This window comes from Rhodococcus sp. NPDC056743, from assembly GCF_042790355.1.
In the GTDB taxonomy this organism is placed as follows: Bacteria; Actinomycetota; Actinomycetes; order Mycobacteriales; family Mycobacteriaceae; genus Rhodococcus_F.
Genome location: NZ_JBHTZI010000004.1, coordinates 421,036 through 432,962, shown reverse-complemented (window position 1 = coordinate 432,962; position 11,927 = coordinate 421,036). Strand labels below are relative to the sequence as shown.

Below are 11,927 nucleotides of genomic sequence, written 5' to 3'. Positions count from 1 at the left end.
CGCCCCTATCCCGACAAGTTGAAGTTGCCGGACCCACCGTAAATGGCGAGTGAAATGAGCAGAGTGACGGTGACAACCGCAATCAGCGAGGCGCGCACGGCATTACCGACGGCTACACCGACGCCGACCGGGCCACCAGTTGCATTGAAACCGTAGTAGGTGTGGATCAACATGACGGCCAGGGCCATGACTATCGCTTGGGCAAACGACCACAAGATGTCCGTGGGTATCAGGAAGGTAGTGAAGTAGTGGTCGTACACACCACCGGACTGGTTGTAGAGGAACACCGTGGCAAAGCGGCTGGCGATGAACGACGCGATCACGGCCAGCGAGTACAGCGGGATGATGGCGATCATGCCGGCCATGACGCGGGTACTGACCAGATACGGGATAGACGGGATAGCCATGGTCTCTAGAGCGTCGATCTCCTCCGAGACACGCATTGCCCCCAGTTGAGCGGTGGAGCCGGCACCGATGGTGGCGGCCAACCCGATTCCCGCGATGACAGGAGCCGCGATACGAACGTTGATGAAGGCTGCGAAGAATCCCGTCAGCGCCTCGACACCGATGTTGCCGAGTGAGCTGTAGCCCTGCACGGCGATGGTGCCGCCCGTGAAGAGTGTCAGAAAGCCGACGATCACGACGGTGCCGCCGATGACGGCAAGCGCGCCCGTTCCCATGCTGATCTCGGCGATCAGGCGAAGCGTCTCACGCGGATAACGCATCAGGGCTTTTGGCGCATGTCCTATCGCTTTCGCGAAGAACAGTGCCTGGTCACCGATGCTGTCTACCCCGCGAGAGACCGATCGGATCTGCCGGCGAGTTCGCGGGAAGCGTCCTGCTGCTGCCAGTGCCATCAGTCCGTCTCCCGTCCGTCGTGGTGTGTCCCAGTGCCCGCACTTGCCGTGTGCCTCATCCGGCCGTCAACTTGATGCCGATGGTGGTGATGAGGACGTTGACGACGAACAATGCCATGAACGCGAAAACAACCGTCTGGTTGACAGCATCGCCGACACTCTTGGCGCCGCCCTTGACGTTGAGCCCGAGATACGAGGCGACAAGTCCGGCGATCATGCCGAAGAGTCCGGCTTTGACCATCGAGAGCATCAGTTCGCCGAATCCTGTGAGCAGCGTGATGCCGTTGACAAATGCTCCGGGGTTGACGTCCTGGACGAAGACCGAGAATACGAAACCGCCGAGAATGCCGATGGTGACGACCAAACCGTTGAGCAGCAGGGCTACTCCAGTGGACGCGAGCACTCGGGGAACAACCAGCCGCTGGATCGGATTGATGCCGAGCACTCTCATCGCGTCGATTTCTTCGCGAATGGTTCGGGCGGAGAGGTCAGCACAGATTGCGGTGGCGCCGGCGCCGGCCACGATCAGGACAGTGACGATGGGTCCGACCTGGGTGACGGTACCGAGCGCAGCTCCCGCACCACTGAGGTCGGCGGCGCCGATTTCCCGAAGCAGGATGTTGATGGTGAAGCTGACGAGCACGGTGAACGGGATGGCGACCAGCACGGTGGGGACCATCGAGACCCTGGCTACGAACCAGGCCTGATCGATGAATTCCTGACGCTGGAAGGGACGAGAAAAGACTGCCCGCAAGGTTTCCGCTGACATCTGAAAGAAGCCACCGACCGCCCGTAATGGCACCTCGACGAGGTCTACCATCCGTCCTCCTCGTCTGTTGTTGCCGCAGCACTGTCTGTTTGCATGGTCCAGCCCCCGGCAGCTTGTGACTCAGGTCATATTAACTAGAACGTGTTCACCTGTCAAAAACGGGTACATATCACCGTGGATATCCCAATCCGACGGCTGGGAAACCGTCAATCGAACACGCCTTACATTGTCCGTCATTCATGACAAAATCATCGAATTATCGTGCAAATTAATACTTTTGGCGGATACTGGACGCTTTCGGCCAGTCGCAGAAAACCAGAAGATGCGCCTTGGTTGACGGTTCTACCACCCTGTCAACGACGTGCGAAATTGGAACACAGTCCAGTTTTTTGAAGACCAACAGTCTCGTAACGCGACAAATCAGCCATTCGGACGTGCGACCATGCTCTTTCTACCAAAAATGACGACAACAACTGCGATATCTGTGAATTTGGGTTTCGTGTCGTGGGCAAGCCGGCAGCAACGTGCGTCAGCCCAGCTCCCGAAGCGCAGCGGAAGCCGAGAACATCGCGGCGGGATCCCGGTCGGCAAAGTAATCACCGATCGCAACGGACAACGACTCGGGCGACCAGGCCGTCCCGTCGGCATCGAACCGCTGCTCCACCACGGGCGCCGCCATCAGCGCTACCATCGGGCCGTAGACGACAAAAACCTGACCGTTGATTGCGTCCGCCGCCGGTGAAGCCAGATAGGACACCAACGACGCCACATGCTCGGGCGAGAGCGGGTCTATGCCATCCTCGGGTGCGTCACCGAAAACGCCCTCGGTCATCGACGTTCGTGCCCGTGGGCAGATGGCGTTGGCGCGCACACCGTAGCGAGACAACCCGCGAGCGGCGGAGAGCGTCAGCGCCGTGATGCCGGCCTTGGCGGCGCCGTAGTTCGGCTGGCCTTCCGGCCCGAGCAATCCCGCTTCCGACGACGTATTGACGATGCGTCCGTACACCGGCGCGCCGGCTTCCTTCGACTTTGCGCGCCAATACGCAGCGGCGTTGCGGCACAACAGAAAATGGCCACGCAAATGTACTTCGAGTACCAGATCCCAGTCCTCGTCGGACATGTTGAACAACATCCGATCACGGACGACGCCGGCATTGTTGACGACGATGTCGACACTGCCGAATTGGCCCTGCGCCTTCTCCATGAGCGCGTCCGCGGTGGAACGTTCGCCGACATTGCCGGCAACGAACTCAACCTTGGCGCCCAGTCCACGAATCTCGTCGAGAGTTGATTCGACGGCTTCGTTCGGCGCCAGATCGTTGACAACCACCGACGCTCCGGCTTGTGCCAGGGCGATGGCCTCGAACTTTCCGAGTCCCGATCCAGCACCGGTCACGATGGCGACCTTGCCCTCGAGACTGGTGTCCTCGCTCTTCACAGCATTCATCGACGCGTTCTCCCAGTTCTGTGCGATCGTGAACCCGACCGTCTCGGCGGAGCCGGTCGAGCCTCACGACTTCGCAACTTTAGAACGTGTTCCTGTTTTGGGCAATAGTCCTTACGGATGTTCCGTCAACGCGGCGCGCGGGCACTGAGCGATCGCGGAGCGAACATCCTCCCACCGATCCTCCGGCGGACGCGTCGAACTGATCACCAACTCCTCATTGTCGTCGAGGTCGAAAATATCGGGGGCGATACCGACGCAGACTCCATTGGCCTCGCAACGGTCCAAATCAACCCTGACCTCCATGGGTATTCCTCTTCTCTACTCACGCATTCGGGTGTCACAGACAGGTGGAGAAACGGGCATCGCAGGGCTGTGCTCGGCACCGTTCCTGCCATAACACTAGAACCTGTTCCAGTCCTGTGCAATGATTCGGAAAAGTAGCAGAAACGAGTCCCGGGATTCGCCCACATGGGCGCCACACCCGAAAAACCTGCTTATAGAACCTGTGCCAGATAGTCGATTTGTATCTCTACTTCGAGAGGCAACCATGCACATCACCTACACACCTGAGCAACAAGCGCTTCAGGAGGAGTTGCGCGCATACTTTGCTCAACTGATGACCCCGGCTCGCCGCGAAGCCCTCGCAGCCACCACCGGTGAGTACGGCGAAGGAAACGTGTACCGCGAAGTTGTGGCTCAGATGGGCCAGGACGGCTGGCTCACGCTCGGCTGGCCCAAGGAGTACGGCGGGCAGGAACGATCCGCGATGGATCAGCTGATCTTCACCGATGAGGCCGCGATCGCCGGGGCACCGGTGCCGTTCCTGACCATCAACTCCGTGGCCCCGACAATCATGCATTTCGGCACCGACGAGCAGAAGGCGTTCTTCTTGCCGAAGATCTCGCGCGGCGAACTGCATTTTGCCATCGGATACTCCGAACCAGGAGCCGGAACCGACCTGGCGTCGCTGCGCACATCCGCTGTCAAGGACGGCGACGACTACATCATCAACGGCCAGAAGATGTGGACAAGCCTCATCCAGTACGCGGACTACATCTGGCTCGCCTGCCGTACCGATCCGGAAGCCAAGAAGCACAAGGGAATCAGCATGCTGATCGTCCCCACCACCGCCGAAGGATTCTCTTACACACCGGTGCACACGATGGCCGGACCAGACACCAGTGCCACCTACTACCAGGATGTACGCGTTCCGGCATCGTCGATCGTGGGCGAGGAACACGGCGGCTGGGGCCTGATCACCAATCAGCTCAATCACGAACGAGTTGCGCTGACCTCCGCAGGCCCGATTTTGACGGCGCAACGCGAAGTCCGCGAGTGGGCCCAGAACACCAAGCTTCCCGACGGTCGACGCATGATCGATCAGGAGTGGGTGCAGATCAACCTGGCACGGATACACGCGAAGGCCGAGTACCTCAAGCTGATGAACTGGGAAATCGCGTCTACCACCGACCACGCTCCCGGCCCTGAGGCTGCATCGGCCAACAAGGTGTTCGGCACCGAATTCGCCACCGAGGCTTACCGCTTGCTGATGGAAATCCTCGGCCCGTCGGCCGTAATCCGGCAGAACTCCCCCGGCGCGGTCCTGCGTGGACGAATCGAACGGATGCACCGGTCCTCGCTGATCCTGACGTTCGGCGGCGGCACCAACGAAGTGCAGCGCGACATCATCGGTATGACGGCCCTGGGCTTGCCGCCCTCAAAGCGATAAGGACACCTCGCGACATGGATTTCACCTTCACCGAGGCCCAGAACGATCTGGCCGGCCTCACCCGCGGAATTGCCACCGAATTGGTCACCAACGACCGTCTCCGGGAACTCGACGCAGCGCAGGACCGTACCGACCGCACACTGTGGGCGGCACTCGCATCGTCCGGTGTTCTCAGCGCAGCCTTGCCGGAATCGGTGGGTGGCGACGGATTTGGTGTGCTCGAGCAGTGCAGCATTCTTGTCGAATTGGGACGGGCTGTCGCACCGGTGCCGTATCTGACGTCCATCGTGTCGTCCGCCGCCGCGATCGCAGAATTCGGCAATGACACCCAGCGCGCCGACTGGGCAGCGCCCGCAGCACAGGGCGAAAAGATCTTGACGGCAGCGCTGTCCGAAGAATGGAGCGATAATCCGGCTCTCCCGTTCACTCATGCACAGCGGACGGAAAGCGGTTGGGAGTTGACCGGAACGAAGATCGTGGTCGACAGCGCACCGATAGCCGATCTCTTCCTGGTTCCGGCAAGCACCGATGACGGTGTTGTCGTTTTCCTGGTGCAGCCAGGCGATGTCGGTGTCAGTGTCACACGGCAGTCGATCGTCGATTTCGGCAGTGCGGGTCAGGTCGATTTCGATGCGGTCCAGCTGCCGGACGACCGGGTGCTCGGCTCGGTGACTCGGGGCTCCGAGATCAGCGAATGGATCGTCGAACGCGACCGACTCGGTTCCAGCGCATACCAATACGGCGTCCTCGATCAGGCGCTGAAACTGACAGCGGAATATGCGCGCGAGCGTGTCCAATTCGGACGCCCGATCGGCAGTTTCCAGGCCGTGGCTCAGCGACTGGCCGACGGATACATCGACGTCAAGGGAGTGCGTCTGACGCTCTGGGCAGCGGCCTGGCAACTGAGCGAAAGTCTCCCGGCCACCGAGGCAGTCAAGACCGCAAAATTCTGGGCCGCCGACGCCGGCCATCGTGTCGCGCACACCGCTGTCCACGTCCACGGCGGTGTCGGATTGGACGAGGATCACCCGATTCACCGGTACTTCCTCGCCGCCAAGCGGCACGAATTCCTGCTCGGCAACACCACCGATCTGCTGCGTAGTTTGGGTAAGGAGCTCGCTGACGTGCCTGCGTGACCCTGTCCCACAGTGGCCCTGTCCCACAGTGACCCAGTCCCACCAAGCGGAATACCTGAACCTGATCCTCGACGAATTGGTAATGATGCAGTTATGAGTGAGAGCCCCACCGTTTCAGATCTGCTCCTCGGAGTCAGTGAAATCGACTCGTACGGCATTCGATTCGAGGACCAGGTCATCACCTGGCGCGAGCATGTCCAGGCGTCGTTCGACCGGGCCGCGTTGCTCGACGCGCTGCTCGACAACGAGCGTCCACGACATTTCGGGTTGCTGATGGAGAACATTCCGGAGTTCTCACTGCTACTGGGCGCCGCGGCATTCTCCGGCACGGTTCTGGCCGGCCTCAACACCACCCGGCGTGGTCCGGCGCTGGCCCGCGATGTCGCGCTCGCCGACTGCCAGATCATCTTCACCGAGAACAGTCAGGCGCATCTCCTCGACGGAGTCGCCCTCGGCGATGTTCGGGTGATCAACGTCGACTCGCCGGAGTGGGCGGAACTGTTGGCGCCCTTCGCCAATTCGCCGCACAAGCCATGCGCGGTGTCTCCCGACGACCTGATGATGCTCATCTTCACCTCAGGGACCAGCGGTGATCCCAAGGCGGTTCGCTGCACGCACTTCAAGATCGCGGATCCCGCGATCATGCTTGGTGATCGATTCGACCTCGGGCCGCAGGATGTCATCTACATGGCAATGCCGATGTTCCATTCCAACGCGATCATGGCAGCGTGGGCGATCGCGCTGCATCGCAAGTGCGCAATTGGCATGCGCCGCAAGTTCTCCGCCTCGGGATTCCTCCCTGACGTCCGCAAGTTCGGTATTACCTACTCCAACTACGTCGGCAAACCGCTCTCCTTCATCGCCGCGACACCCGAGCAGCCCGACGATCATGACAACACCCTGAAGATCATGTACGGCAACGAGGGCGCCGCTCCCGCAGTCGCCACATTTGTCCGTCGATTCGGTGCGCGCGTCATCGACGGATTCGGATCCACCGAGGGTGGAGTGTCCATCGGCGCCGCTCCTGTCCCCCGCGCCGGCACTCTCGGACTGCTTCCCGACGGCGTGAAGATTCTTCATCCCGAAACCGGAGTTCCCTGCCCCCCTGCAGAATTCGACGCAGATGGCCGGATCACCAACGCCGACGAGGCAACCGGCGAAATGGTCAACGTGACCGGCCCGGGAGCCTTCGCCGGGTACTACAAGAATCCCGAAGCCGACGCCGAACGTATGCGGAACGGGCAGTACTGGACCGGTGACCTCGCGTACGCCGACGCCGACGGTTACGTCTACTTCGCGGGGCGCAGTTCCGGGTGGCTGCGGGTCGACGGCGAGAACATCGGCGCTGCCCCCATCGAACGTGCGCTGACCGCATACCCCGGCTTTGCGCAGGTGTCCGTCTACGCCGTCCCGGACAGCGATGTCGGCGATCGAGTGATGGCGTCGGTCATCCCGGTCGGTGATGTGACCAACTTCGATCCCGAAGCGGTTGCCGCCTACATAGACTCACGTCCCGAACTGGGTCCGAAGCAGAAACCCACTCTCATTCGGGTCTGTAGCGAATTCCCCCGGACCGCAACCTTCAAGGTTGTCACCCGCACCCAGAGCGCGGAACGCTGGAACACCAGCGATCCGGTCTGGATCCGTCAACGCGGCGAGGCCCACTTCCAGTTACTCACTCCGGAGCGGGCGCTCACACTCGAAAAAGTTCCGGTCGTTCGTGAGGGTGCGGCAGCTCAGTAGTGTTGCGCGACCGGCTTGTGCGCTGACACCGTCTTGTAGAACTCGGTGAGTTGAAGTTTGGAGGCTGCGGCTTCGTCGACGACAACTGTTGCGTGCGGGTGCAGTTGGAGAACCGATGCCGGGCAGACCGCAGCGAGGGGTCCTTCGACTGCGGCGGCGATCGCGTCGGCCTTGTGTTCGCCGGTCGCGATCATTACCAAATGCCGTGCGTCGCAGATCGTTCCGAGGCCCTGGGTGATGACGTGGCGCGGGACGTCGTCGATGCTCTCGAAGAATCGTGCGTTGTCGATCCGGGTCTGTTCGGTCAACGTCTTCACCCGTGTGCGTGAGGTCAGCGACGATGTCGGTTCGTTGAATCCGATGTGGCCGTTGGCTCCGATGCCGAGGAGTTGCACATCCACCGGTCCGTTGGCGGCGATCGCGCGATCGTAGGCCGCGGCGGCACCGAACGGGTCTCCGGTAGTGCCGTTCGGGCTGAATACACGAGCGCTGTCGAGATCGAGGTGATTGACCAACTCGGTCCGGATCACCTGTGCATAGGACTCGGGGTGCCCATCCGGGAGGCCGACGTACTCGTCGAGCAGGAACGCCTGCAGGCCGGCAAAACTCAAGCCTTCCTCGCGGTGGCGCCGCGCAAGCTCGCGGTAGACGGACAGCGGTGACGATCCGGTAGCCAGGCCCAACGTTCGTGCGCCGGAACGTACTGCGTGGTCGAAGATATCGGCGACAACCGTACCGGCGGTATCCGCGTCCTTGACGATGACAATTTCCATCGGAGTTCTTCCCCTCAGCTTTCCATGGTGTTCGTAAGCCAGTTTCCCGAAGCCATGACTGCTCGGGGCAAAAGTTTTTCATCGGTCACGACAAGATCGGCACGGCATCCGGGGACGAGATCGCCGACAACCCCGGTCAATCCCAACAACGCAGCGGGTGTTGCAGTTGCTGCGGTAACTGCCGACAGCAGGTCCACGCCGGCATCAAGCACCGTTCGCCGAACGACGTCCATCAGCCTGCTGGTGCCGCCGGCAATTGCAGTGTCGCCCTGTCCTGCCAATCGGGCCACTCCGTCGACAACGTCCACGTCGAGTGGACCGAGCGGGTATCGCCCGTCCGGCATACCCGCTGCCGCCATGGCGTCGGAGACCAGAGCAATCTGATGCGGGCCGACCAGGTCGAAGACGGTGGAGACGGTTTCGTCGGCCAGATGAACACCGTCACCGATCAACTCGACCACCATCTGACCACGGGCTGCGGCAGCCAGACACGCAGCCACCGTGCCTGGCGCGCGGTGGTGCATGGGCGCCATGCCGTTGAAAAGGTGTGTGGCACTGAGCGGTGCGTGCGCGGAATGGGCGATCGAGCGAGTCGCGACGGGATTCGACGCGTCGGTATGTCCAACGCTCACCACTACGCCGTTCTCGGCCAGCATGGTCGACAGTTCGGCAAAATGCGCGGTCTCGGGTGCGATCGTCATCGAGCGGATGTGGCCTCGTCCGGCAGCCAACAACGACTCGAGCAGGGCCGGGTCGCCATCGAGAATGCTGGCCGGATCCTGTGCACCACAACGCAGTACCGAGAGGAACGGACCCTCGAGATGGATTCCGGCAAGTGTGCCGCGCTCCACCAGCGACGCCAGCAGTTCGATGCGACTATGCAAGACCTGCGGCGGCGCCGAAACCAACGACCCGATTACCGAGGTAGTTCCGTTGTGCCGGTGGTGATCTGCCGCTGCGATGGACCCCTCGCGATCAGCTTCCGGGAAACCGAATCCGCCGGCACCGTGGCAGTGCACGTCCACAAGACCGGGAATGATCGTAGTGCCCGGAGTTCCGGGTTCCGGGATCGGATCTGTTCGCTCCGATGCGGGCCCGGCCCACACCACTCGATCACCCGCCGTTTCGACAACTCCGTCGGCGAGTAGTCGACCTCCGGTGATCAGCTTCCCACGCAGGATCACGACATCACCTGTGTTGCAACAGAACTATCCATGTCAGCGATCCCCAATTCGCGCAGAATCGCGTCCGCCAGCACATAGTGCCCGTTCTCGTTCGGATGGAACGCATCAGCCAGGAGCGACGCCGGCGGGCCTTCGGGTGAATCCGCATACCACTGCTCGTAGTGATCGATGAGTATCGCGCGCGTCGATGCGGCAACCTGACGCGTCACCTCGACGTAGTCGATCAAAGCAGCTCGCGTCGGTGCGTTCGGGACGTCGATGGGCGGCGGCGTCTGCAAGATCGGAACAGCACCGAGGGCTCGAGATCGGAAGATGATGTCGGACAGATCTTCCCGAAAGCGTTCGAGGCCGTCCGCACCGTCGAGAGCGTCGTTGGTACCGAGCATGATCAGCACCACCGACGGTTCGAAGACCTCGATCCGGTGGGCAAATCCGCCACGGACATCCGATGAGCGATTACCACTCACACCGGTGTTGATCACAATGTGATTGAACAACGACATCTCACCGCGGATGCGCTCTGCATAGTGCTCGACGTAGCTACGGTATCCGTTCGTATGAGCGAGACCCTGCGTGATGCTGTCTCCGGTGAACACCCACCGGATCGGTGTTGCCGAATCATTCAGCAACGCTTCGATTCTGCGGCGTTCCGCAGTCATCGTCTACCACTCCCCGCGTCTGACACTGCGGCAGCGAACTTCGAGGTGATGAATGCCGGATCCGTGATTGCGGTACCCACCACAACCGAATCCGCGCCGAGTGAAATTGCTTGCGCGGCTGCCTCCGGGCTGTGGTACCGGCCCTCGGCGATGATCACGGCGGTGGGAAGTGCGGCTCGCAGTTCCGAAATAAGCTCCAGATCGGGACCGCTCAGGCGTCGGCTGTTCTCGGTGTAGCCGGCGAGGGTGCTGGAGATGATGTCTGCACCCGCCTCTGCGGCCGCAATGCCATCCTCGAGAGTTCCGCAGTCAGCCATCACGAGAGCGCCTCGCGCGTGGACTGCCGCCACGGTGTCCGCGAACGACAACCCGTCCGGGCGTGGCCGCAGCGTCGCATCGGCTGCCACGATCTGTGCACCGGCGTCGACAACTTCCAGCGCGGATTCTCGTGTCGGAGTGATGAACACCCCGGAGGATCCGATCTTCGTCAGTCCGATCACCGGCACCGCCACCGCAGCGGCAACCGCGGCGACGTCGGGCGTTCCACCCACTCCGCCACAGCGAATCGCGGCGGCACCGCCGTCGACGGCTGCCCTGGCCATCCGCTCGATTGTCGCCGTGTCGCGCAGCGCGTGTCCGTGTCCCGCCTGGCACGAAACGACCAGCTTCCCGCTGATGATCTTCAGTAACTCATCGAGCGTCATCGTGATACCTCTGTTCGTGTTGCGGCGGCGAGTAGTGCAGCGCCCACCAGTGGAGCGTCGGTCCCCAGATGTGCAGGGAGAATAGCGGTGTCAGCGATCGGGCGCATGGCTTCGAGGCGGAACGCGGCCACAAGCGGGGACAGCAGATCGGGTCCGATCTGGGCGGCGCCTCCCCCGATCACGATCACCTCGGGATCGAAGGCTGTGGCGACACCGGCGAGAACCCGCCCGAGCAGTTCACCGGCATCGGTGATCACGGCCCGGGCGATCGGGTCGCCCGAGTGCATCAGGGATACCACCTTCTGCAGCGGCTGCACAGAAACTCCTGCACGGGAGGCGTACTCGGCTGCCATCGCCGGGCCCGACGCCACAGCTTCGAGATGATCGATGCGACCGCAGCCACAACCGATGGCACCGGAGGCCGGAACGAGTAGATGCGCAAGTTCGCCTGCCGTTCCGTGCGCGCCGTGCCGTAATTCACCGTTGACGGACAGTGCGCCACCGATACCGGTGCCGATCGAGACGAACAGCACCGAGCTGCGGCCGTAGCCGACACCGATCATGTTCTCGCCGTGTGCCATGGCACGCACGTCGTTGTCCACGGTCACCGGCAGTGACGTGCGAGCCTCTAGTTCGCCGCGCACCTCGGCGCCCATCCATCCGGGCAGGATGTCGGAAGCGAACAGCACTCGTCCAGCTGCCCGGTCGATGATTCCCGGCGCACCCACACCGATTCCGTCGACGGTGTGTTCGGCGCGCAGCTGGTCGATCAGCGCGACGGTCGTGTCCAGCACCGCGGCTTTGCCGGCCGCAGGTGTAGCCGCGCGGACGGATTCGATCACTTCACCTGTGGAGGTGACTACCGCTGCAGCCACTTTGGTGCCGCCGATGTCGACACCGATCCAACGCTCCTGCCCGTGGGTCAT

General features: G+C 62.1%; 12 protein-coding genes. 3 read left to right on the top strand and 9 right to left on the bottom strand.

Features of this window, described 5'->3' with window-relative positions:
* Positions 1-5: 5 nt before the first annotated feature.
* The 4 genes from ACFRFQ_RS12020 to ACFRFQ_RS12005 form a co-directional block, all read right to left on the bottom strand.
* Positions 6-857, bottom strand: a complete 852-nt coding sequence (locus ACFRFQ_RS12020; RefSeq protein WP_378657273.1) for an MlaE family ABC transporter permease — start codon at positions 855-857, stop codon at positions 6-8.
* Between the two features lie 55 nt (positions 858-912).
* Positions 913-1,677, bottom strand: a complete 765-nt coding sequence (locus ACFRFQ_RS12015; protein ID WP_378657271.1) for an MlaE family ABC transporter permease — start codon at positions 1,675-1,677, stop codon at positions 913-915.
* A 478-nt stretch (positions 1,678-2,155) separates the two neighbouring features.
* Entirely contained in the window at positions 2,156-3,073 is a 918-nt protein-coding gene (locus ACFRFQ_RS12010; RefSeq protein ID WP_378657268.1) for a 3-oxoacyl-ACP reductase, read from the bottom strand.
* A 111-nt stretch (positions 3,074-3,184) separates the two neighbouring features.
* Positions 3,185-3,376 (bottom strand): ferredoxin, encoded by a 192-nt coding sequence (locus tag ACFRFQ_RS12005; RefSeq protein ID WP_378657266.1) that lies wholly within the window; start codon positions 3,374-3,376, stop codon positions 3,185-3,187.
* A 244-nt stretch (positions 3,377-3,620) separates the two neighbouring features.
* On the opposite strand from ACFRFQ_RS12005, the gene ACFRFQ_RS12000 reads away from it, so the two are divergent.
* The 3 genes from ACFRFQ_RS12000 to ACFRFQ_RS11990 all read left to right on the top strand — a co-directional run bounded on the left by ACFRFQ_RS12000 (position 3,621) and on the right by ACFRFQ_RS11990 (position 7,681).
* Complete coding sequence (locus ACFRFQ_RS12000; protein WP_378657263.1) at positions 3,621-4,802, top strand: acyl-CoA dehydrogenase family protein; 1,182 nt, start codon at positions 3,621-3,623, stop codon at positions 4,800-4,802.
* Between the two features lie 14 nt (positions 4,803-4,816).
* Positions 4,817-5,938, top strand: coding sequence for an acyl-CoA dehydrogenase family protein (locus tag ACFRFQ_RS11995; RefSeq protein WP_378657260.1), 1,122 nt, complete (start codon positions 4,817-4,819; stop codon positions 5,936-5,938).
* A 93-nt stretch (positions 5,939-6,031) separates the two neighbouring features.
* The gene (locus tag ACFRFQ_RS11990) at positions 6,032-7,681 is read left to right on the top strand and encodes a long-chain-fatty-acid--CoA ligase (RefSeq protein ID WP_378657257.1); all 1,650 of its coding nucleotides are present in this window, start codon (positions 6,032-6,034) and stop codon (positions 7,679-7,681) included.
* On the opposite strand, the gene nagB is transcribed toward ACFRFQ_RS11990, so the two are convergent.
* From nagB to ACFRFQ_RS11965, 5 genes are read right to left on the bottom strand one after another with little or no spacing between them, the layout of a single operon-like run.
* Positions 7,675-8,454: a glucosamine-6-phosphate deaminase gene (nagB, locus tag ACFRFQ_RS11985; RefSeq protein ID WP_378657254.1), complete on the bottom strand. Its 780-nt coding sequence runs from the start codon at positions 8,452-8,454 to the stop codon at positions 7,675-7,677. The two genes, ACFRFQ_RS11990 and nagB, sit on opposite strands and share 7 nt — an antisense overlap.
* Positions 8,455-8,468: 14 nt before the next feature.
* The gene (locus ACFRFQ_RS11980; protein WP_378657252.1) at positions 8,469-9,638 is read right to left on the bottom strand and encodes an N-acetylglucosamine-6-phosphate deacetylase; all 1,170 of its coding nucleotides are present in this window, start codon (positions 9,636-9,638) and stop codon (positions 8,469-8,471) included.
* Entirely contained in the window at positions 9,635-10,297 is a 663-nt protein-coding gene (locus ACFRFQ_RS11975; protein ID WP_378657249.1) for an SGNH/GDSL hydrolase family protein, read from the bottom strand. The genes ACFRFQ_RS11980 and ACFRFQ_RS11975 overlap by 4 nt, the downstream gene beginning before the upstream one ends.
* Complete coding sequence (locus ACFRFQ_RS11970) at positions 10,294-11,001, bottom strand: N-acetylmannosamine-6-phosphate 2-epimerase (protein WP_378657246.1); 708 nt, start codon at positions 10,999-11,001, stop codon at positions 10,294-10,296. Before ACFRFQ_RS11970 ends, ACFRFQ_RS11975 begins: the two co-directional genes overlap by 4 nt.
* A complete protein-coding gene (locus tag ACFRFQ_RS11965) occupies positions 10,998-11,927 on the bottom strand; it encodes an ROK family protein (RefSeq protein WP_378657244.1) in 930 nt (309 codons plus the stop codon). The genes ACFRFQ_RS11970 and ACFRFQ_RS11965 overlap by 4 nt, the downstream gene beginning before the upstream one ends.